Consider the following 23,060-nt stretch of genomic DNA (forward strand, 5'->3'; position numbering starts at 1 on the left):
CATCGACATGGCGTTCTCCTGGTCAGATAGAAGTTCTTCGTCCGCATTGTCCACACGGATGCGGTCAATAGCCTCTTCAATTATATCGCTGCCGAAGTTCGGCAACTTGTCGCTGTCGGCGGCGTGGTTCAGCAGATACAGCCATGCATCCACGGGACCGGACACCTCTTCGGCGGACTTCTTGAAGTTAGGCAGACTAAAGAAAATATACCTATTTTTCGGGAAAATCGGTTCGGCAGAACCGTTCTTGACTGCAGTTTTGCTATAGATCGCCCATTCATCCACATACTCATTTTCTGCGCCAAGCAGCTTAAAGTTGCAAATCCAAATGGAAATGGTCTCCGGCAACTCATAAAGCCTCTTTTTCTTGTCCTTCTTGGAAAGGGTCTTGTATTCAGCGGAAAGCTCCATTTCCTTCTTGCCCTTGATGATCAAGAACGCCTTGTAGAGAATGATTCGGTCGGCGAAGAATTCGTGCTCAAGGTTCTGCATCTCGATATTCAGAAAACGCCCCGTACCCGTTGTCGCAAAGACATCCAGGATAATCTTTTTCCTTTGCGGAACGCGGAAGCGGAGTTCCTTGTCGAAGGTGAATGACAAGTTCTTGATTTTGTCGTCACCTTCCAATTCAAGCACACCATTTAGAAAATCCTTCAGAGCGTCTTCACTGTCAAAGAATTCCTTAAACGCAGGATCCAGCCGAGGATCGAGATAGGTCTGGTTTGCAAAAACTTCATGTTTTTTATTCATATTATTTCAAATCAACCGGGAACGCCCCCGTATGGCGAATAGAGTTTGTCCCTATCTATGTATTAACACGCCATTTTCGAAAAATCGGTTCAAAACATCCCCCGTTTCAAGCAGTTTTCAGCGTAAAAAGATTTTTGCTGGAATTTTTCTATATTCTTGCCATGCTCGCTGCTTTAGTCAAAATGTCCCGGCCGGTCAATATCGTCATCGCCATGGTGACGCTCGCTATCGGCTACTACCTGCTTTCGGCTTTGCCCGTCAACCAGGGCGGCATCGAATGGGCACCCCTTGTTTTGCAAGCGCTGGGTTTTGCATTCGCCATCGCTTTTGCGAACATCCAGAACGACGTTTTAGACTTGGCCAGCGACAAGTTGAACCGGCCGGAGCGTCCACTCGTAAGCGGCAAGGTGTCGGTTACGGCGGCGCGGAGGGCGTGGATTGTATTACTTGCCCTCACAATCGCATGCGGACTTGCTGACAGCATTATCGCCACAAACGGAACCGCCTGCATCTTCTTTATCCTGCTTTCGGGGCTCTTGATTGCCTACAACAAGTGGCTCAAGCACATTCCGCTACTCAAGAACATGACGGTTGCCTTCCTGTGCGCCACCCCCCTCATCCTTTGTCTTTTCTACCCCGCAGGCTTGAACGCGTCCGACACCCTCGTCTCGGCGCTCTCCCATAAAATCGGACTTCTCTACCCCGCTATGTTGTTCGCATTCCTGCTGACCACGGCCCGCGAAATCTACAAGGACCTGGAAGACGAAACCGGCGACCTCAAGGCGGGCATCATGACATTCCCGCTGATTGCAGGGGCCCCCACCGCAAGGCGCCTCGCAGGCCTGATTTGCCTGTTCACCTGGGCCATTTTACCGCTCCCGGTCGCCCAGGGCTACTACCCCATGCTATTCCTGATTATTACCGGAATCGCCTTCACCCCCGCGGTGATCGCCATTCTCGTATTCGCAAACAAGCGTAATTACCGAAATTCCCAAAAATTGGTGAAAATCGCCATGTTTGCAGGCCTTATCGCCCTCGTCGTGAGTTGCTAAAAAGCCAAAAACAAATCATCACCAACAACTTCAGATTGAGCAATAGATCTGTATTTTCCTTGCATCAGCCCAACACAAACATTTAGACAAACAATCATGCATTTCATGTCTAAATCACATAAAAAATCATAGATTTAGACAACAAATCATTTTTAAAGCAATAAATGTTGGACAAATCCGACAAAGCATAGCCTACATTTACACAAATTGTAAATAAACCCACAAGGTTTTACACAAGTTGTAAAACCTTTTTGTTTTGCAACCTGTAATTTGGCGTTTTTGAGCCAAAATCGCCAAAATGGCACATTTTTTGCTTTACAGGGGCGGCCGCTTCCTTGCTTGCACCCGTCTGGGTGGGCTGTGACCTTCGAGGTAGGGGAAGCATACATTTCAAAGAGGCGTTATGCTCGACGAATTGCACGAAGAATGCGGAGTGATCGGCATTTATAATGGCGACACTGTCGTAAGGAATATTACCATGGGGCTTTACGCCCTGCAACACCGCGGGCAGGAAAGTGCCGGATTCGCGGTCACCGACGGAGACAAGATTCGCGTCCGCAAGTCAATGGGACTTGTATCGACCCTTCTCCGGGAACACAACATCGACGAATTTGACGGATTTGCAGGCATCGGGCACGTACGCTACAGCACCACCGGAGCCTCCACCCTGGCAAACGCCCAGCCGATTCTCGTCAGCTGCAAGTGGGGTCAAATCGCAGTCGCCCACAACGGTAATATCACCAACGCCGCAGAACTTCGCGCCGAGATGGAAGCCGACGGCCACATTTTCCAGACCACATCAGACTCCGAAATTCTCCTGCACGAAATCGCCCGCACAGATGCCGTCGATTTAGGCGAAGCCATCAAAAAGGCCGTCACGAAATTTACCGGCAGTTTCTGCCTTGTATTCATCAGCAAAGATACCATGTACGTAGCCCGCGACGGATTCGGATTCCGCCCGATGTCACTGGCGCGCATGGGCAAAGCCTGGTGTGTCGCCAGCGAAACCTGCGCCTTTGATTTGCTGGGCGCCCACTACATTCGCGACATTCAGGCCGGCGAATTCTTGACCATCACCAAGAACGGCCTCCATTCCGAGCGCTTTACGCAGAAGGATCGCCTCGCCCACTGCATTTTCGAATACATCTACTTCAGCCGCCCGGATTCCAAGATTTTTGAACAGAGCTGCGACAAGGTCCGCCGCAAAATGGGCAAGCAGCTCGCCAAGGAATGCCCTGTCGATGCCGACATCGTGATTTCGGTGCCCGACAGCGCCACTACCGCTGCCCTCGGCTACGCCCAGGCCAGCGGCATCCGCTTCGAAATCGGACTTCTCCGTAACCACTACGTGGGCCGAACCTTCATTGACCCCACGCAGAACGTGCGCGAACAGAAAGTCAAGCTCAAGTTCAACCCCATCGAAGGCGTGCTCAAGAACAAGCGCGTCTGTGTTGTCGAAGATTCCATCGTGCGCGGCACCACGCTCAAGATCCTATCCAAGATGCTGCGCGATGCCGGCGCCTTAGAAGTCCACATCCGCATAGCATCGCCTCCGGTAGCACACCCCTGCTTCTTCGGCATGGATTTCCCGAGCCAGGGCGAACTTGCCGCAAGCTCCATGACTCCTGCCGAAATCGCCAAGATGCTCGGCGTCGAGAGCCTGGGCTACCTGAGCGTAGAAGGCATGAAGGAATGTACCGGCGAAGGTGAAAACTACTGCGCCGCCTGCTTCGATAACGACTACCCCGACTACATCGGGACTGATTTAAGCAAGACTCGTTGCGGTTAAATCTGGTTGTACGTCCACTTGACGTGATCCAGCATGAATTCGTGGGCATCAAAGGCGAGCCCGAACTGTTCCTGAATCTTGCTCACGTCGAACAGCATGGGTTCATCGCCCCAGCCCAGGTCAGCTTCAATCACTTTGGACTTGCAGCCAGGCTTCATGGAAATCATCATTTCGGCGATTTCCTTCCAGCTCATCCAAACTTCGCCAAGACCGAGGAAGATTTCTTCGTTCTTGTCAGATTCCAGAACGCTCATGTAGAGCTTAGCCTGCTGACTGGCGTGAATAAACTGGGTACCGTCATTCTTGATGATGTTGATGTCACGGTTTTCCTTGACGGCCTGGGCCATAGAGAAAAATCTGCGGTCCGGCTGAGAACAGCCATCGGGCCAAGCGGGGTTACCGAAGGTATAACCCGGACGAATGATATTGCGGGTCATCTTGACTTCGGGGAACTGGGTTCCGTAACCGTGAGTAAAGCCCAGCACGAAAGCTTCGCCAGCGGCCTTGGTGGCTCCGTAAAGATCCACGGGCAAGTTGCTCGTGACTTCGCGCATGGTCGGGCGCATGCGGCCCATTGCCGCCGTGCTGCTGGTATAGATAAACTTCTTGCAACCGGCCTTTGCCGCATTTTCAAGCAGCATTACCGTTGCACGCGTGTCGTTTGTCAGCATGGTACTCGGCGTATCGCCCCAACCGAGAGCAATGTGGATACAGGCGTCGCAACCCTTGAGGCCTTCGGCCATCTGGTCAAAATCAGTCAAGGCACATTCCACAAAAGAAACGTTAGGCATTGCCTTGAGAGTCGGAACCTTGTTAGGATGCCTTGTGGCAATCACTACTTCATGCCCTTTTTCCAAAAGAGCCTTTACTACGTAGTGGCCAATGAAACCAGTACCGCCTGTAACAAAAACACGCATAAAAACCTCTCTTCACCTACAAAATACAAACCTTTTGCTATACAGGCAAGTGGGGCAAAGAAAAACTATTAACTATTAACTTGATAACTGCGGCAAAGTCACATATAATTGCTACATTATTCATACAGATTTTTCTAAAGAGGTTTAACGATGGCTCGTATGCGCGTTTTGGTTTTAATGGGTGGCCCGTCCACCGAACATGATGTTTCCGTTGTCAGTGGCACCGGCGTTGTTCGTGCCATGAACCCGGACCGTTACAACATTCACCCGGTGCTCATCGACAAAGACGGCACCTGGCACTGGTCTTCCCGCGAACTCTCCCCTTACCAGAAGGACAACTTCTCGGTGAACTATTTCCGCGGTCTCGAAGGCACTGCAGCCAACTGCAAAAAGAATCCTGCCCTTTCTGAACTCCCCGATGCCGACATCGCATTCCTCGCCTTGCACGGCAAATGGGGCGAAGACGGCCACATTCAGGCCTTGCTCGAAAACTGGGGCATTCCCTACACCGGTTGCGGCCTTTTGGCTTCTGCCCTCGCCATGGACAAGGTGAAGTCCAAGGAAATTTACAAGGCCAACGGTATTCCGACTCCGCCGTACCGCGTGATTTGGAAGCACGACTTCACGGGCGACACTCTGGTGTCTGTCTCCGACGAACTGGGTTTCCCGCTGGTGATCAAGGACCCGCTGGGCGGCTCCTCTATCGGTATCGGCATTGCCAAGGACCTGGACGAAGCCGGCAAGATTGCACAGGACCTGTTCAAGGATTCTAACCGCCTGCTCTGCGAAAAGTTCATTGCCGGCGAAGAAGCCAGCTGCGGCTACATCGAAGGCGAAAAGCCCCTGCCGCCCACCGAAATGCGCATGACCACCCGCGAATACTTTGACTATGAAGCCAAGTACAACGGCGAATGCAAGGAAATCACTCCGGCCGAATTCGATGCCGACCTTACGGCCCGCATCCAGGAACTGGTGAAGAACGCCCACTACGCCCTCGGCGGTGCAGGCTACAGCCGTACCGACGTCCGCATCACCAAGGACAAGCAGCTGTTCGCCATCGAAACCAACACGCTGCCGGGCATGACACCCACATCGCTCTTGCCGCAACAGGCAGCCTGCAACGGCATTACCTACAGCCAGCTCATCGACTTGATTATCGACAAGAGCCTCTACATCAAACGCTAAGTCACGGATAGCTTCATGCAATTCGACTTGTTTGTAGATACTTCGCGTAAGGGCATTTCCATGGCGCTTCTGGAATCGGATGCGCCGCGCCCCCGCTACACAGAATGCGTCGACGAAACGGCCCGCGGCGAAACCGCCTCGGCCATGCTAGACGCTCTCCTAGAAAAGACAGGCGCCACCCTTGACCAGATTACACGAGTCATGGTAACGGTGGGCCCCGGTTCTTTCAGCGGACTGCGCACGGGAGTCGCCTTTTGCGAAGGCTTATGCTTTAGCGGCAAGCGCAAGCTCTACGGCGTCTCTACGCTGCAGGCCCTCTCCTGCTTTGCAGCGGAGCCCGACAAGGCTGCAGTAGTCATTCGCGCACGCAAGGACTACTGGTACATGCGCCTGAACGAAAAAGAAAGCTTCATCGAAACGGAACAGGTGATAAAGGCCCTCAAGTCCAGCGAGGTAAACTACGTGGTGGTAGACGAATGTGCCGCCAGCGACGAAACCTTGAAATCGCTGTTCAGCGAAATCGGCGCCACCACCGTTATCGACAAGGGCAAACCCTTGAGCGACTGGGCCCGCCTATTCGAAAGAGTGGCCCCGAGCCTCATGCAAGAAGCAAACTACATCCAGCCGTCCTATTTCGAAAAACTGCACTGATAGGAAGTTCTATGCCCATCCGCAAGATGAATTCCGCCGACATTCCTGCCGTACTGAGGATTCAGGGCGAACTTGCTTTTCAGGACTGGAACGAACGGCAATACGAGCAAGAAATCAAGGCACCCTACACCTACGCCATCGTTTACGAAAACGAAAGCGGTATTTTAGGGTATGCCGTATTTCACTTGCTGGGGGCAGACTCCGAACTGCTATCCATCGCCGTCAGCGAGTCCGCACAGCGCAGCGGAATCGGGTCGCAGCTTTTGCAAGCAGGACTCGTACAGCTCGACCTGGACAAGTCGGACTGCTGCTTTCTAGAAGTCCGCGAAAACAATGTCAAGGCTCGCCGTTTCTACGAAAACCACGGATTTAATTTGTTTGGAATCCGAAAGAAATATTACGCCGACGGCGAAAACGCGGCCCTGTACCGCACCGAAGGAGCTAAAATTGACTAAGCTACCCACCAAAAAACAGATTCAGAAAAAGAAGATTATCTTGAGCGTCGTTGCGGCCGCCGCCGTGTTACTTGTCATTGCGTTCTACCTGATTATGACACAGAGCGGGCACTGGCTTATCGACGACGACGATTTCGAGCACGTAAAATGGGCCGTCGTTCTTGACGGACAATCCGCCGACATGGAACGTACCGACCTGGCCGCCGAACTGATGGCCAGCGGAAAGGTGGACTCCGTAATGATTCTCGGACGTCGCATCCTGCACAACAGAAGCAACGCCGAATTGTATCTGGAAGACTTCATGCGCCTTGGGGATTTCGACAGCAACGCCGTCTATATCGCCCGCCACGACGATCCCTCCACCATTGGCGAAGCCTTCACCATTATTCCCTGGCTCAAGAAACACAATGTCGACACCGTGTTGATCCTTACGGGAGCCTCTTCCACTTATCGCGTCAAGCGCATTTTCTCGAAGCTTTCGGGCGATTCTCCGGTCTACCTCACCAAGGACGTGCACCATTACTTCTACAACCCCGATTCGTGGTACACCAACCGTGAATCCCGCAAGGAATGGCTCCGGGGCTGGGCGGCCCTAGCAGTCTCCTATATCGACCTGCTGCCGGCAGGGCTCCTCACCGCAGAAGACTCCTTCTATTACAAGCCCATCGTCTCGGCCAAGGAATACGAAGCCGAAAAGAATCCCATCGTGGACTTGCAATCCCTATTGCCCAAAGTGCAAGAAAAGATGGTAGAAAATGCCGTCGAAGCCGCTGCCAAAGATACAACGGTAAAAGATTCTACGGTCAAGGATACGACTCAGAAAGAGTCCAAAAAAGAACCGGCCTCCAAGGCCGACTCGTCAAAAACAAAGTAGCGCAAGCACCGCCGTCAGCGGCGCATTCCAGTTAATGGCCGTTTCGTTACTTGCAAAGGAACAACGTTCGTCAGTATACGAATAACCGGAAAGTTCTCCCGGGTAATGAGGAGCACGGTGCATATCCTGACGGTCGCTGTTAATGCCGCCCACCAAAAGTCCCGGAATAGGATCATCCACGCCATCAGAATGGCTTAGCCTATGGTGCGGATCTTTAGGCGAACTCCAGGCAGAACCTGTCACAAAGCTAACGTCTACCGGATTACGTCCATAAATAAAGTTCAGCAATTCTCGGCACCAGAAATCCAGGGAATTTCCGCCCAGGCTGGGAGCCCAGCGTTTTACAATGGCCAGCGTCAACGCATGGTTTGCGATGTCGCCGTTGCTGCCCCAAATAAACTTGCGCATCGGGACACCGTAGGCATCGCAATTCTGCAAGTCAATGATTTCACGGGCCGTCATGTTCAGCGTCGTGCGGGCGTACAGCTGGAATTCCCTGTCAAAGTCCTGCAAGGCAAGGGCGATCCAGCCAAGATTCTGAGTATCACGCCAGTCCAAGCCCGACTTGGGGGGAATCACCTTCATGTCTTCCAACAGCAAGGGACGCAAACTTTCGGCCGAAACACCGTCAATGGCTTCGCCGCGGGCGTGCAATTCGCGGTATAGCATGGCGCGCGCCCAGAAAAACTCATCTTCCGCATGTTCGTCGCCGTAACCGCCACTGCCTTCGGTATTGTGGGGCCAGTCCACGAAGGGGCGCGAAACCGCCCACTTGTACGCCGACACCGCGGATTGCAAGCAGCGTTCTGCGAACGCCGTATCGCGATCGCGATACACGCGGGAAGCCGCCGCCAAGGCACCTGCAAAATTCAGGGTCGATGTCGTAGACTTTCCAAGAATCATGCGTTTCTGCAACAGGTCAGAATCTTTTGGCGAAACAAAGCCGTCCCAATGTTCAGGGGTCACCTTGAAGAACACGCCACCGTCCGTATCTTGCATGCGCAAGAAGAACTCCAGTTCAAAGCGAACTTCTTCCTTAAGGCTATACATCTTGAGCCCGTCGGGGCCCACAAAGGGTTCCTTAGCGTTTATAGACTTGTTCAACGGACTTTCGCATTCGCAATCGCCAACCATCTCGCAGGCAAGTAACAAGGTCGCCACAGAGACGCCGCCATTCACAATGTACTTGCCGTAGTCACCGGCGTCATACCAGCCACCGTGGGCATTCCAGGTGCCTTCGCGGTGCATGCTGGGGTGAAACCCTATACAGTCATCCAAATGGGCCGCAGGCCGGGCCCACTTCCCCGCAAAATCGGGCAGTAGTTCTACACCGCTGCGCTGGTAATAAAAAGACTTGATGTTTGCAAGCAACTGACGGAAAAGCCAGTCGTTCGATATTTCGAAGGGTTCCGTTTCAAAAAGGAGCGTTTCCTTCTCAGCGACTCCTTTTCGGAAAACCTGGACAATGAATATCCCCGTTAGGTTAACACCCGAAAAATCTCCGGACCAAAGCGTTTCCCCAGTATACTTACAAACACCGGAATGCTCAAAAGTCCCCTCGACAAATGAGCCTTCCCATAGAGTTGTTAATTCCGAGTTCTCAACTTGCCTTACCACACGGAAAAAGTAATCTTCCACATTACCGCAAACAGGTTCAAGCTCCTTGGGGTTCACAAAGATAATCTTTGCAGAATCAGGAGCATAACCGACATGGTTATAGCGAACAGGAATCTTCATGTTACAAGAATAGCTTTTCATGTGAAATTTCGAAGTTCCTGTGTTTACAAATCTGTTTACCGTTGCAACCGACTAAAAATCGTAGTTCAATGCAGCAATTATATAAAAATCCTTGTACTGGTCAGCTTTGCTATCCGGTCGATAATTGAAAATCGAGCCCAATGTCCAATCCGAATAAAGGGAACGGGAATGATGTATCCGCAATTTTGCAGAAGCGTCTAAATCCAGTTCCATTTCGTCGTAATCGGTGTCATCGATCTCGTAAGACAATAAATTCTGGCGCAGGCCACCCGACAGCGTAAGTTCCATGAATTCGGGAGACAGTTCGATTTCCATATTGTCCCCGAAGTTCCATTCAAATTCACGCATTTCGTTTCGGTTGTAAATCTTGTACCTGGGCATCAGGGAGAGCGTATTTTTCAACCCGTCCAAAGTGGTCGTCAAAGAAATCGGATAACGCTGTTCCAGATAATCGCTACCGTGGAAATAATATCCTAAGGCACCATAGGTTTCGTTCCTGAAATTGAAGGGCACCAGCAATTCATCCTGCTTGAATTCCGACATGTCCACAAAGGCCACCAAAGTAGCTCCCACCTTCAGCACATTCTTGGGCAGCTTAAATGCCAGGCCCAATTCAAGGGTATGCTTCATCAGTTTTTCTTCGAACTGGGTAGCCAGATATTCCTCTTCCGCAAGTTCATAGTACTTTGCAGCACTGATGGAGTCAATCTTGATGGAATCGGTACCGTTGAACACCTTCAACGTAGAACGACCGCTCCTGGGGCTAAACCAGGGATCATCATAGATACCCGAGGTGGCCGAATAATTGGCATACAGGCGCTGCGGTGTACTGCGAGTCCTGTAATTAAGGGCATACTTGAAAGTCAGACCCACCACTTCATTCAATTCAAAATCGTTCTTCAAGTAACCGTCATGAATGTACACCGTGCGCACCGGATCCTGCTCGTGTTTCCTAAGCCAGTCATCGTCAGCCCCGGTAAAGAGGCCCCAGCGGGAACCTTCGCCCATACCGAATATGTTGTAGTCGTCGCCTTCACCGGCCGCATTTTCGACATTCATGGTATAGCCAAAGCCCAGGTTCCAGAATTCGTAGACCTTGTGCTTCAAGTTACCGCCAATCATGCGGGTGTTCTGCAGCAAGTCTTCGGAACCGGCGCTGTAATATTCGCTACCCACGAACCTCAAGAAGCCCTCGATAAAGGTGGTAGAATTGGACCACTGGTACGATCCGGCAAAAGCCCAATGTTCATGGCCCCAGAATTCACCGCCCGTGGGTCGACTGTCATTCACGTAAGTCTGCTTCGCCACCTTAGAAGCCTTTGCCAACAGGGTCTTCAATTCGGCACGCATTTCAGAAGGAGTCTTCATGGAATTTTCACCGAAGATCGATTCCAACTGGGCGGTGCTGAGGGAATTCACCTGTTTTTCGTTGCTCATCAACTTGTTCAGCAACGCAAAATTCGACGGATCAAGCCCGGCATCCGAGAACACCTGGTTTATGGCGCGGATCTTGGCGGCATTCACCGTATCGGCGCCACCCACCGCAATCTGGCCGTTCAACTTGACATCACCCGGGTAAAAGAGCCAGTTTCCGTCAGCAAAGAAGGTTCTCGAAGATACCAGCGGGTTTGCCGTATTGGTTTCGGGCATTCCGCCGTCTCTCAAGAAGGGATCTTCCAGGTAATCCTTGCTAGCCACAAAACCCAAGGTTCCGTTAAAGCGGCGGTGCATGTTCCAGCGTACCTTGCCGCCAATCACCATTCTCTGGGCCTCGGCCTCGCCATCGTCAATGTAGTCCTGATACACATCGTAATTGCGGTTGCCTTCCAATTTAGGGGCATTCATTTCGCCTGCAAATACGGAACCCACAAACATGGGATCATTGGCAGAATTCTTGAACAGGGACAAATCGTACATGCCGCCAAAAGCATTGACTCCGGCCAAATAGAGTTCGCCACCATTCGCATAGAAATCACCCAAAATCAACCGCTGCATTTCGTCTGTATAGCTGGCTTGCAGCTGGTACAGCTTAAGGTTATCCCAGGAATCGCTAGAAGCGTCAACCGTAAATTCCAAAAGGGCTCCCGACGGCGATTTCATGGACAAGTTCGCATTCCAGTTCGTAAAGAATCCCGGAACCTGGAAATAATTGATAAAACGCTCGCCCGGCTGCACAGTGTCTTTGTCAGAAACGTAGGCTTCGCCCGTCGAATTATGGCGAGTGAGCACCTTGTGATAGCCCAGTTCAACACCTACGCTACCCGAAACAGTCCAACTTGAATCCGTAGGAGGCTCGTTGTGGCCCCTGGCATACTTAACCGCATCGGCATAGGGGTTGACCGGTTCATCGCCCAAGGTATTCTGATAATACCCGGAATTCCTCGAATACATGGTCTTGTTCTTTTCCAGGGACTGGCGAATATCTTCGGGAGGAATATCATTGGACACTATGCCAATCTCGTTCCCGTCGATAATGGAACTTCTCTGCCTAAGATTGTTTTCGCCAAAATCAAGAATGGCCACCTCGTTCACATCCAGGTGGGCACGTTTCAAGCTCACCGAAGACCCCTCACCGGCAACCACGGCAATGCGGTTGTTCGATAAAGAGGTGGCGTCAAGATCCACTACAGCACTGGCTGTAGCCCACACGCCAATGTTGGGGCAATCTTCAATCTGGGACCACTGCATAGAAACAGCGCCGTTGCGCACGTAGACTGCCGCACGGGAAGCATTCCTGACGATACCGTCACGAACTTCCAGGGTACCGCTTTCCACGGCTACGCCAAAGACGGCGTTTTCGATACTGACCCCTTGCAATTCGGAACGCTTCACACCCGTAATGGAAATACCGTTCCAGGATTTGCCCCCCTCGGCAGAAGTCATCACAACCTGATTGTAATGTTCACCCATTACGGCAAGGGAACCACCACGGACATCGATTCCGGTTCCCTCGTTAAAGAAGATCTCGGTTCCCGCTTCCACAACCAAGGCCCTGCCTTCGGGCACAACCAAGGTCTCTTGCACTAGATACGGAGACTTGTCTTTTTTCAAGAATCCGCCAATTTCACCCCCAATAATACTCCCCTGCTGGCTCCCCTTATCAACGGCAAAAGCACTCACGTGGAGTGCTGCCATACATATTGCGGTTGATATCCAAACCCTAAGTTTCATCAACGCACCTCGTAGTCCTTCTTAGCTCTTGATGTGTAACCACTCTTGTGAACGACTTCGATATCAAAATGATTTCTTGCGTCACGCGAGAGGTTTACTGGAATCTGGTAATCCAGGTTATGGATTTGCGAAAGAGATTCCTGCAAGATAACCTTGCCGTTTTGTCGAACCGTTACCTTGTACAAAAATTCGGGATCGTTTTCGGGAATTCGGATTCTAAACTGCAAAGTCTGTGAAATGCGGTCCGCGATATCCTTGGGCGGAGGCGGCACCCTCAAGATTTCCTTCGAAGGCCCCATGACATCTACCGTAAATCTCTTGTTCGGGTAGCAACCCATGACCTTGGACGCTTCGGCCTTGTTCGAAGCCTGGTCTTCGACGCGCACCACATATTCATGGCGGCCCTTTTGCAGTTTGAGTCTCTTTTGAGAATTCTTGGTCACCGTTTCTTCGGAGACCCTGCTTCCGTCCGCTTCAAAGGTCAGCACGCCAGCATCGTTTTGCATGTCGTCCACCACCACATTGGCTACACAGCGCAAGGAGTCGTAAGAGGCAATCAATACCGACGGAGACTTGGTGTTGACACCAGAGCAAGCCTTGTTCATCTGGAGATCAATACTCTTGGTGCTCGTCAGTCCGGCACCCTTGAATTCCAAGGTAGCCTTGTCCGCAGTCCAAAGACCGTTTTCGTCGTTAATCAGCACCGATTCGGAGAAAGCATGGATCTGTCCATCTGCGGCGCGAACCAGGTTGTTAGAGGTAAAGCCGTTACCCACCTTCAAGATGAGGGAAGCGGATTCGTCAGAGGTACGGTAAGAACCGTCGACCGTAAGGCCATCTTCGCAAATTTCAGCCGGAGAGCTTGTGCTTACCACAAAGCCGTTCTCGGGAACCGCGGCAGCGGCCTGCCGGGCCTCTTCTTTCAGCTGTTCCTGGAATTCCTTGTCGGCCTTCTGCATTTCGGCCTGCAATTCCCTTACAGACTTGGACTTGTCGGCAAGAATCTGCATCAAGCGCTTTGCAAAGCGGGCTTCACCCGAAGATGCAAGCTTTACCACCACCAGCGAATCCGTACCGAAGGTCGTCTCGCCAGCACCAATCATGACAGACCTGTTAGAACCAACAGGTTCAATTTCAAGCTTACCCGTCTTCAAACCCGCAAAGAAGGTCCCTTCGCCACCGATGTAGCCTTCTGTACCGCGGATCGATGCAGTTGCAGTCCCCGTCTTAAAGATGAATTTCGACTTCTTGTTTTTGAGCTTGTGTACGGCAAAGTTCAAGAAACCCTTTTCCACGTCAATCTTGGTTTCAAAGCCGCCCTCTTCGTTGGGCTCAAAAAGGCTTTCCATTTCGACAATGGTCTTTTCGCCGATCATGATAGAGCTGCCGTCAGGGAGACCGAAGACCACTTCGGATTCTACGCCCGTGCGCACCTTGTCGGATTGATAAATCTTATCGCCGGCACCGATAGCTTTCCATGTGCTCTGTTTGGCCTTCCAGCGGTCCACATCGCCCAATGCCATGCGAACTTTGCCGACTGCCGGAGCAGAAAATACCATCGCTGGCACCACGGCAAGAATCATCAACGAACGTAAAAACATTTTGCTTGAATCGGAAAATCTGACCATCGTAAGCCCTCTTCTCTATCTCTCAAAAAATATTCTTTTTTTTTGAAAAAAGCACTCACTTTTTTTATCAGGTGATATAAATCAAGCCTCCCCTCCCCACAATCTTTAGCCACCGGCCAACTTCACCGTATAGCCCCGCTTTTCCAGTTCCGTTTTAAGCAGATTTCGCTTGTCGCCCTGGATTTCTATGACAAAGTCCTTGACGGAGCCGCCAACGCCGCACTTTTGCTTGAGTTCGCGGCCCAATTCCTTGAGTTCCGGCTCGTCGAGAGGCACGCCGGTCACCACGCTGGCCATTTTTCCGCCACCCAGACGCTTAAGCTGGATGCGCACAACGCCATCGCCCTGGGGACGCTCGGCCTTGGGCTTTTCTTGCTTTACACGGCCCCCTAGAGCCGTAGAATATACCAATGTAGAACGATCTTCAATACTCATACTTAGAACTTAGAAATTTTCCCTATAAATAGGAGATGCCCGCCTGTGCGGGCATGACATCTCCAATATCTTCAACGTCTCGGCTTATTTGTGCTTCGGACGGCGGTAACCGAAGGACTTCAAGAGCTCATCGCTATTCTTGATATTGTCGCCCTTACGCTTCGTCGTTTCGCCGTAGCCATCGCAATCACGTTCCTTGGCGTTGCAGTTCTTCTTGTTATCCGGGTTGTAAGTATTGTCCGGAATTGTACAACGTGCCTTGGAATGGATTGTAGCCTGGACCTTGTAAACGAAGGCGCCCGTAGCATATTGCTTGCCATTGTCGGCCTTCACAAAGCCATCCTTATCCGGTTTCATTTCGAAGTACATCTTCAAGAGACCAGCTTCGTCCGTGTAGCTCGGGTCATTCAGTTCCTGAGTGAAGCTGAAGTAATCCACAAAGTTACCCAGAGACGTGTACACCCAGATCTGGGCTTTCAGCTTGGTGTCGAAGAGGTTCACCTGGCTTACGTCGCTCGGGATCTTGAAGCCGTCTTCGCAGAATTCCGCGACATATTCTTCCACCGTAATCTTGTGGGCCTTCTTGGCATCCGTACGTTCGAGAGCGATCAATCCATCCGGAGTAATCAAGTCATCCAAAGTAGCGAGGCCAGCCACACCGTCGATCACAGGCACCTTGATATCCAAGGCAAGGGTCGGGCCCAAGTGCTTGGAAGACCCAGATACACCCGGATAGGGTTCCTTACCGCTACCCTCCTTGGTCTTGAAGCTGCCACCGATCAAGGTTTCCACTTCATCGCCCGTAGTCGGGTTCCTGATGCTCACAGCGAAGGTTTCACCCTTTTCAGGCGGATTCACGGCATAGTACTCGTCAATCTTATCCTTCGAAATTTCAGTCACCGGCTGTTCGATAGAAATGTCAACATCCTTGCTGTCCTTCATGTAAACATAAACCACAGCGGAGTCTTCGTTGCCAGCCTTGTCGCGGTAGAAGCGAACAATCACGTTCGGGCCCTTTGAAAGTCCCTGGAGGTTCAACGTATCCTGTTCGACACCGTCAACCGTCCAAACCACCTTCACAGAATTCGAACGAACCACTTCCTTGTCGACCGGCGAGATGATTTCGACCTTCGGACCAACCTGGTCAACCACAATGAACACGGATTCCGTAGCAACGTTGCCGTACTTGTTCATGTAGGAGTAGGTCACAGAGTAACCGACATCGCCTTCGGTGTTCTTGACCATCTTGCCGTTCTTGTCGACCGCGTAAGAAATCACCCTGTCGTTTCCGAGGATATCCTTGCCACCCGTAGTAATGGTGAACATACCTTCGGTCACGCTATTGCCGGACTTGGAATTCTTGCCAGAACCGTAGATCTTCTTGGAGGCACCCTGTTCCATCAGTTCACCAGCCGGGCCCTTCACAAAGACTTCACCGGTCAAAGCGTCAGCCTGGTAAGAGACTTCCACTTCCTTGCCGTCGATAGTCGTCGTGTAGGTCACCGTGATGACTTCAACAGAATCAACCTTGCCCTTTTCGTTGATCACCGGAACCTTTATGGGTTCACCGTCCTTATCGGTCATGTAAGAGACCTTCACCGTATCCTTACCAACGATTTCCTTGTAAGTATACTTGTACTGGTTGCGGTTCACCAGCGTTTCGACCACATTCTTTGCGGTTTCGTCGCGCATGATCTTGCTGTCGGCAACCTTGGTCATCTTGTCCAAAGATCCCTGAATCTTGGATGCCTCAACAGGTCCGAGGCTAACTTCGATACCGATAGCGGTATCAAGCTTGCTTGCGGGGTCCTTGATCTTCACCCAGATAGAATCCTTGGACTTGTTGACATAGATATTGGTATCGGCCTCACCCATGTCTTCCACAATGGTGAACACGTTGTCGGCATCGACCAGAGTCTTCTTGCCCGTAACCGTCACAGACGGGATAGAGTTGCTGTAGTAGATCCGCAACGTATCGCGACCGGCGTAATCCTTGGTCGGATTCCTCCATTCCACGATAATCGTGGTATCCTTCGCAATCTTCAGACCTTCCTTACAAAGGGAGTCGCCATCCTGGACCCAGCAAAGCTTGTTAATCGGTTCGTTGATATAGATTACGTCAGGATTTTCCCAATCCTTTCTCTTGGATTCGGCTTCGATAATCTTGACCTTGGTCCATTCCTTCACGTTACCGATATTGATCTTGACCTTGGCGGTATCAGCAAATTCACCGTCATCCACACGAACAGTCACATAGTAACTGCTCTTGGCTTCGTAGTCAAGCGTATCCTTCAAAATCAGGGCGCCAGTCTTCGGCTCGATCTTGAAGGTAGCCGTATCGCCACCGATAAGCGTATAGGTCAGGTCCGTGTATTCCGGAACGATATCCGGATCGGTTGCACGCACCGTATCCACCACCGAACCCTTCTTGGTGTCTTCCTTGACGGTAATCGTCTTGTCCGTAATAGAAGGCGGTTCGTTCACATCGTGGACATTCACCGTAATAATCTTCTTGACCGTATTGGGACCACCAGAAATCAGGCTGCGATCCGTGACATCCACCATGTCCGTAATAGCCACTTCGATTTTTAAGGTCGGGTTCTTTTCATAGTTAAGATCAGCACAGTTGTCCTTCTTAACCGTTACAACACCAGTCTTTTCGTCGATATCGAAACAACCGCTCGGATCGTTGGAAATTTCAAAGTGCATTGTAGTATCGAAGCGGTCCCAATCAAACCACTTGATGGTATCGACAACGGTACCCTTCGGAGAATTTTCAGCGACACCGATAGTGTCGGTCCTAAACTCAGGCGGTTCGTTCAAGTCGAGAACCTTCACCGGGATTCTAATGTTGTTATACACCGTTTTGAGCGAGGTATCACCGTAGGTCAATTCAACCCAGTAGACGGAATCCACGCCGCAGATATAGCTTCCATCTTCGCAGTCAATGGAATCAAGAGCAGCAAGCATGACTCGCATCAAGTCCGTAGAATCCTTTCTCAGTTCGAAACGAGTAGTATCGCCACCGGTCATCTTGAAGTCGTTATCATACAAGGCCGGATTCCTGGACAAGGAGTCGATATCGCTGGGGTGTTCCACATGACCAATGGAATCGCCCGGATGGTTGCCTTCGACAACTACACAAGGTTCAGCAGTATAGAGCGGCTTTTCGTTCACGTCAACCACGCGGATTATACGATAGAGAGTATCCTTCAATCCCTTCGGGTCTGTCACGACAATGCCCATCGTGTATTCCGGATCCGGATCATCACGAGACGTTGCGTTTCTGAGCTTTTCGTAATCAAGCAGCTTCTGGTCCTTGACGGTCACCGTAATCACACCGTTTTTGCCCTCAATGTTAAAGAGGTCGGAACCCTTCGTAGACACACTCGAAATTGTCGAGCCAGCATCGAACCAGGTAACCTTGGCACCAGCAACATGGCCCGTATCTTCGTCGACGTAATGGTACTGGAACAAGACCATACCCGTCTTAGAGAGCAAACTATCGTCGGTATTTTCCTTGACACCTACCGTAAGGATAGAATCCTTCCAAACACCACGATCCGTGGTATCGCAATGGGCAACGCAGAACGGCTCAGAATCGTCACCACCGTCCGGAGTAGGACCGTCAATGATGATTTCCGGCTTTTCGTTGACATCCTGAATATTGACAACCACATTGGCAGTGTCATACAGGCATTCACCATCATACCTGCCTGATGTCTTATTCCATTCGCAGTTTTTAACCAGAACATCGAATGTGTAATTATGAACAGGCAATTCGTAATCCATCTTGGACGGGTCATTCACAATAACCCTATTGGAGTCCATTGCAAATACGAAGGTTTCATCCTTACCGATAATCGAATATTCCAAGTGACCAAATTCCTTGACATGCTTGGTATCCAGTTCAACAACCTTCAGTTCACCAATGACAGCACTATCCGGCAGGTTTTCATCGGGTTCAAACTTGGCATCGTCGGCAATCGGAGCTTCGTTCACGTCCACGACCTTGATGATACGGAGGAGCGAATCATACATGCCATCCGGATCATCGGGATCACTTACGTAAATTGTCAGCTCATGAGTTTCCTTAATCTTTTCGTAGTCAAGCTTGGAACTGTCCTTCACAGAAACAATCAGTCGCCATTCACCACTTACCTTCTTCATTTCAGCAACAAAGAGGGATTTGGCGTCCGAATTGTTAGTGTTACTAAAGGTTGCTTCCAACTTGGTATGGTTGACAAGAAGATCCTCATCGCTAACAGCATAGTTAATGATTTCATAACCCGTCGGCGAATTTTCATTCACCGTCACAGTCAAGACCTTAGCCGGATTACGAGGTTCATCGCAGTTTTCGGTGCAAGTTTCATGGCAGGTTTCGCCAGAGCAAACTTCGCAATTATCGTCCTTGCAGATTTCGATGCACTTATCACCTTCGCATTCAGGAATAATATGCGGCGGTTCGGGGACATCCTGAATCTTAACAAATACAGTCTGCTTTGCAGGCTCAGCGCACTTCGGCGGATTAACCTTTTCATACTTGCCGGCACTATTCTTTGCTCTTTCGCAGTTATTTACAATAACATCGAATTTATAGACCTTGGAATCATTCTCGTAATCCAACTTTTTCGTCAGGACTAACAGGGAGTCCTTCATTTCGAACGGATAGTTATTGGGATTATCGAGAGTGAATTCGCGATAGCCGAATTCATCCTTATGCAATGTATCCGGATCATACGTATGGACATAGCCCACAGAACCACCCGCAGCGAGATCTTCCTTCGGGTAGAAGGTATAGTCATCCTTATCTGCAGCCTTAATATCATTATTCAAGTCTTCAACACCCGTGATAACCGGATCTTCGTTCACGTCAACAACCTTGATGATACGGAGGAGCGAGTCTCGCAAGCCCTCCCGGTCATCGGGATCTCTAACGTAAATTGTCAACTCATGAGTTTCTTTGATTTTTTCATAGTCTAGCGCAGAGCCATCATTCACAGAAATAATCAGTCGCCATTGACCACTCACCTTCTTCATTTCGGCAACAAAGAGGGATTTGGCGTCCGAGTTGTTAGTGTTATCGAAAGTTACTTCCAACTTGGTATGGTTGACAAGAAGGTCTTCATCACTAACTGCATAGTTGATAATTTCAAAACCCGTCGGAGAATTTTCATCCACGGTCACGGTCAAGACCTTAGCCGGATTACGAGGTTCATCGCAGTGGTCGATGCAAGTTTCATGGCAGCTTTCACCCTCGCAAACTTCACACTTATCGCCCTTGCAGATTTCAATGCACTTTTCACCTTCGCATTCAGGAATAATATGTGGAGGTTCGTCATCGTCAGACAAGGTGATTATCACCGGGGTGGTTATCGGGAATTCACCATCAGTCACCTGGACCAAGAATTCAAACTTGTGATCAAGAATGCTGGGATCTTCAAAGTCCAAAGCTTCTTTATTGGCAACAGTGATCTTACCAGACTTTTTATCCACAATAGCAAACGGGACATCGTTATCCGGATCGTCATCTTCGTTCACCGGAATCGTATAGTAAAGCGTATTGAATTTGGGCTTAATATCATCGTCAGCGGCTATTACTTCACCAACAAAGGTTCCCACTTCAGAATTTTCCTTAACATCGAACGGGCCCACATCCGTAAAGTACGGTTTTTCATTCACGTCGGTTACAGCGATTTTTTTGGCAATCATAGTATCCAGACCAGCACCAGCCTGATCCGTAAAGGTCAAAGTCACGTCAAACACAGAATCACCGTGAGCAGCCATAATGGCTTCGAAGTCAAGTTCATCCTTAACCTTCAGCACGGCCCAATACTTGTCAACGCCACTTACATCCTTCGTCTTTTCCATGACCATTTTGAACAAATCTTCAGCAGATTTCTTTCCGGTTTTCTTGTTATTATCCGTAATAGTCGGAACAATCTGAGTCAACAAATTGGCCATATCATCTGCATCCGGATCAGTCACTTCAAAGTAAGCCATCGCCAGGCCAATCGTCGAATTTTCAGCAACCCGAATAGTATCACCAGTTGTGTCAATAATGACAGGCGGTTCGTTGACATCAAGAATATAAATCTCGACTTCCTGCGGGACCTTATTCAAATTATCGAAAACTTCAACATTGAATACATAAGGCAACGAATGAGTTTCATAGTCAAGCTTTGACTTATCCGCAACCGTAATCACACCCGTTTGAGGATGGATCGTAAAAGGAACATCATTCGTTTTATCGGCATCTTCATTCACAGGAATCGAATAGACCAACGTGTTAAATGCAACATCCTTATCGGGATCTTCTGCATGAGCACGATTCGGGTCAACTTTAGTACCAACTTCAGAATTTTCAGGAATCGTGTAAGGACCGAACTCAACAAAGTAAGGAGGTTCGTTCACATCGGTAATTTTAAGGGTTGTTTGCGCTGTAACAGTTTTGCAACCTTCTACACCGCCCTTATCTTTAAGGCTCAATGTAACCAGATATTCCAATTTTATTCTGTCGCTTTCATAATCCAATTCATCATGTTTTGCAACTGTAATCGCAACGAATTTTTCAGTTTCATTGATAGCGATATTAAACAAATCATTAAGCTTTACAGGATGTTCGTCAGAACCAGCCTTATCAACCATTTCAATGACAAAATCCGTAAAATCTTGTCCTTCAATAGGAATTTTAGCAACAGTATCATTCGGTGAAACTGAATTTTCTGCAATCTTGTATTCTTTTTCAACATCACCAAAATCAAACAGCGGAACATTCAGAATATTCAAGTCAAACAGACCATCACTACCTTTAGGCAAAACCGCACCATTCAAGTCATAAATTTTCATTTTAAGAATTTCGGTCGGTTCATCACCATCATCATCCAAGAACACATTAAGGTAAACCTTTTCTTCCGGTTCCTTAGCATTTCGAGGAATTACAACATCCCCAGAACTAGTTCCGCACACAGGGAATTTAGGATAATAATTTCCATCTTTATCTTTATTAGGATACACATTAAAGTCCGCAAGTTCAGCAGTAGACTTAGACAAATCAAAGCAATACTTAAAGCTAGCACCATTTTTAGTTTCGGCACTCAATTTTATAGGAATAACCGTAGTCGTATTATTTTCAACAAAGCCACCCATAGCAGATGCAGTCGCAAGTTTAGGCGGAAAAACAGGAACATATCTAAAAGCTTCATCGCCTCTAATTTCATTTCCTATAACAATTTTATTAGCAATCATCTGCCCGGCAAACTTCATATTACATTTAGTTGTAATCGTTCCGGTGCAAATAAAAGTTCCCTGCAAAGTTCTATCATTTGTATTTTCAAAAACAATATCTCCATCCACATAAATCATAAACATACCTTCGTACTCTTTATTCGACAAAAGAGTACCATCATACATCACCTGAACTTCAGCCTGATTACCAAAGGTTATGCTTTTTGTAAAGATTCTTGTCAGACGACCGCCCTTAGGCATATTAATATGCAATTTGGAATCACTATTAATTGTAACGCTTTCATAATAAAGATCATAGGGTCCCTCTTCATCAGGCACATTAATTCTATGTTCTCCTTGCGCTACCAATGTTTTACCATTATATGGAGCACTGCTCAAAGAAGGGACCGTTGTTTTTTTCTCAACAAAGGCAACCTGATCATTAGCACATACACCTGTCGTTGCCGCTGAGCCAACCTTTAAATCCCCATCAATACTCTTATACACTCCATTTTCCATTTCTTCTGTATGCCACGGAAGACCTGATGGAATAACAGTATCCCCCTGAACACAGACCGTACCTTTAAAATGACCTTCAGTACTAAAAGTCAGTGTCTTTTCAACACGGAGAGGCCCTGTTAAAAACTCTGTTCCTTTTGCATCACTCGCTGCATGCAAATCAACATTACCACCAATGATAACAGGTCCACCCACAAGAGCGCCCGGACCAGCTATTACAAAGTCACCATCAGAAGTTCCGACCCACCCCTTTTCTTCTTTTACCTCTAAGCGATTACCGACCTTAAAGCCGGTCGTAGCCCAGAGTTTGTACTTCATCAACTCGCTCCAAATTTCCTGAGCTTCATCATCAGTCGCACCAGGAAAATATAACGGCTCAAGAGGAAAAGTTTCCTCTTCTTCATCCGCAGCAAAAGATGGGACCGCCAGGGCCAGTACAAGGCCGAGTTTAGCAATTATGTTCTTTCCAAACCACATAATTAACTCCTAAAAAGCTTTAGTGTATAATACACCCCTGTATTTTACCATTATAAAAGATACAAAACTTTTATAATTATTACAATAGTAATATAGAAAAAGCATTCATTTTTATTCCAATTTATTCACAAGATACTCACATTTTGTCAAAAGTGCAAAAATGCGTGACCTG

The 23,060-nt window shown here is 49.2% G+C and carries 13 protein-coding genes; 6 read left to right on the forward strand and 7 right to left on the reverse strand.

All coding sequences use genetic code 11. The features are described 5' to 3' along the window. Positions 1–750, reverse strand: a 750-nt coding sequence (locus tag ACJMNB_RS09185; protein WP_405341702.1) for a PD-(D/E)XK nuclease family transposase, incomplete at its 3' end; no start/stop codon positions are given. A gap of 161 nt (positions 751–911) precedes the next feature. Here ACJMNB_RS09185 and ACJMNB_RS09190 point away from each other — a divergent pair. Together ACJMNB_RS09190 and purF are read left to right on the forward strand one after the other, a co-directional pair. Continuing rightward, complete coding sequence (locus ACJMNB_RS09190) at positions 912–1,802, forward strand: geranylgeranylglycerol-phosphate geranylgeranyltransferase (RefSeq protein ID WP_405341704.1); 891 nt, start codon at positions 912–914, stop codon at positions 1,800–1,802. A 403-nt stretch (positions 1,803–2,205) separates the two neighbouring features. After that, a complete protein-coding gene (purF, locus tag ACJMNB_RS09195) occupies positions 2,206–3,591 on the forward strand; it encodes an amidophosphoribosyltransferase (protein WP_405341706.1) in 1,386 nt (461 codons plus the stop codon). Here purF and ACJMNB_RS09200 read toward each other — a convergent pair. Then, positions 3,588–4,508, reverse strand: a complete 921-nt coding sequence (locus ACJMNB_RS09200; protein WP_405341708.1) for an NAD-dependent epimerase/dehydratase family protein — start codon at positions 4,506–4,508, stop codon at positions 3,588–3,590. The two genes, purF and ACJMNB_RS09200, sit on opposite strands and share 4 nt — an antisense overlap. Positions 4,509–4,658: 150 nt before the next feature. Here ACJMNB_RS09200 and ACJMNB_RS09205 point away from each other — a divergent pair, with 150 nt between their 5' ends. The 4 genes from ACJMNB_RS09205 to ACJMNB_RS09220 are packed head-to-tail and all read left to right on the forward strand — an operon-like array spanning position 4,659 to position 7,673. Further along, entirely contained in the window at positions 4,659–5,693 is a 1,035-nt protein-coding gene (locus tag ACJMNB_RS09205) for a D-alanine--D-alanine ligase (protein WP_405341710.1), read from the forward strand. A gap of 15 nt (positions 5,694–5,708) precedes the next feature. Next, the gene (gene tsaB, locus ACJMNB_RS09210; protein WP_405341712.1) at positions 5,709–6,344 is read left to right on the forward strand and encodes a tRNA (adenosine(37)-N6)-threonylcarbamoyltransferase complex dimerization subunit type 1 TsaB; all 636 of its coding nucleotides are present in this window, start codon (positions 5,709–5,711) and stop codon (positions 6,342–6,344) included. A gap of 11 nt (positions 6,345–6,355) precedes the next feature. Then, positions 6,356–6,799, forward strand: coding sequence for a ribosomal protein S18-alanine N-acetyltransferase (gene rimI, locus ACJMNB_RS09215; RefSeq protein ID WP_405341714.1), 444 nt, complete (start codon positions 6,356–6,358; stop codon positions 6,797–6,799). After that, a complete protein-coding gene (locus ACJMNB_RS09220; protein WP_405341716.1) occupies positions 6,792–7,673 on the forward strand; it encodes a hypothetical protein in 882 nt (293 codons plus the stop codon). The genes rimI and ACJMNB_RS09220 overlap by 8 nt, the downstream gene beginning before the upstream one ends. Here the strand turns inward: ACJMNB_RS09220 and ACJMNB_RS09225 are convergent. The 5 genes from ACJMNB_RS09225 to ACJMNB_RS09245 form a co-directional block, all read right to left on the reverse strand. Next, positions 7,659–9,410, reverse strand: coding sequence for a glycoside hydrolase family 9 protein (locus ACJMNB_RS09225; protein WP_405341718.1), 1,752 nt, complete (start codon positions 9,408–9,410; stop codon positions 7,659–7,661). The genes ACJMNB_RS09220 and ACJMNB_RS09225 overlap by 15 nt on opposite strands. Positions 9,411–9,482: 72 nt before the next feature. After that, entirely contained in the window at positions 9,483–12,602 is a 3,120-nt protein-coding gene (locus ACJMNB_RS09230; protein ID WP_405341720.1) for a hypothetical protein, read from the reverse strand. Then, complete coding sequence (locus ACJMNB_RS09235; RefSeq protein WP_405341722.1) at positions 12,602–14,230, reverse strand: FecR domain-containing protein; 1,629 nt, start codon at positions 14,228–14,230, stop codon at positions 12,602–12,604. Before ACJMNB_RS09235 ends, ACJMNB_RS09230 begins: the two co-directional genes overlap by 1 nt. A 105-nt stretch (positions 14,231–14,335) precedes the next feature. Beyond that, entirely contained in the window at positions 14,336–14,665 is a 330-nt protein-coding gene (locus tag ACJMNB_RS09240; protein WP_405341724.1) for a stress response translation initiation inhibitor YciH, read from the reverse strand. A gap of 84 nt (positions 14,666–14,749) precedes the next feature. After that, positions 14,750–21,913 (reverse strand): cadherin domain-containing protein, encoded by a 7,164-nt coding sequence (locus tag ACJMNB_RS09245; protein WP_405341726.1) that lies wholly within the window; start codon positions 21,911–21,913, stop codon positions 14,750–14,752. Between the last annotated feature and the right edge of the window lie 1,147 nt (positions 21,914–23,060).

Source organism: Fibrobacter sp. (assembly GCF_045131395.1).
Lineage (GTDB): Bacteria > Fibrobacterota > Fibrobacteria > Fibrobacterales > Fibrobacteraceae > Fibrobacter.

Bases quoted from the DNA above. Each gene is read 5' to 3' on its own strand.
- ACJMNB_RS09200 (WP_405341708.1), bottom strand. From the start codon at position 4,508: ATGCGTGTTTTTGTTACAGGCGGTACTGGTTTCATTGGCCACTACGTA.
- ACJMNB_RS09235 (WP_405341722.1), bottom strand. From the start codon at position 14,230: ATGGTCAGATTTTCCGATTCAAGCAAAATGTTTTTACGTTCGTTGATG.
- ACJMNB_RS09205 (WP_405341710.1), top strand. From the start codon at position 4,659: ATGGCTCGTATGCGCGTTTTGGTTTTAATGGGTGGCCCGTCCACCGAA.
- rimI (WP_405341714.1), top strand. From the start codon at position 6,356: ATGCCCATCCGCAAGATGAATTCCGCCGACATTCCTGCCGTACTGAGG.
- tsaB (WP_405341712.1), top strand. From the start codon at position 5,709: ATGCAATTCGACTTGTTTGTAGATACTTCGCGTAAGGGCATTTCCATG.
- ACJMNB_RS09190 (WP_405341704.1), top strand. From the start codon at position 912: ATGCTCGCTGCTTTAGTCAAAATGTCCCGGCCGGTCAATATCGTCATC.
- ACJMNB_RS09230 (WP_405341720.1), bottom strand. From the start codon at position 12,602: ATGAAACTTAGGGTTTGGATATCAACCGCAATATGTATGGCAGCACTC.
- purF (WP_405341706.1), top strand. From the start codon at position 2,206: ATGCTCGACGAATTGCACGAAGAATGCGGAGTGATCGGCATTTATAAT.
- ACJMNB_RS09225 (WP_405341718.1), bottom strand. From the start codon at position 9,410: ATGAAGATTCCTGTTCGCTATAACCATGTCGGTTATGCTCCTGATTCT.
- ACJMNB_RS09240 (WP_405341724.1), bottom strand. From the start codon at position 14,665: ATGAGTATTGAAGATCGTTCTACATTGGTATATTCTACGGCTCTAGGG.
- ACJMNB_RS09245 (WP_405341726.1), bottom strand. From the start codon at position 21,913: ATGATTGCTAATAAAATTGTTATAGGAAATGAAATTAGAGGCGATGAA.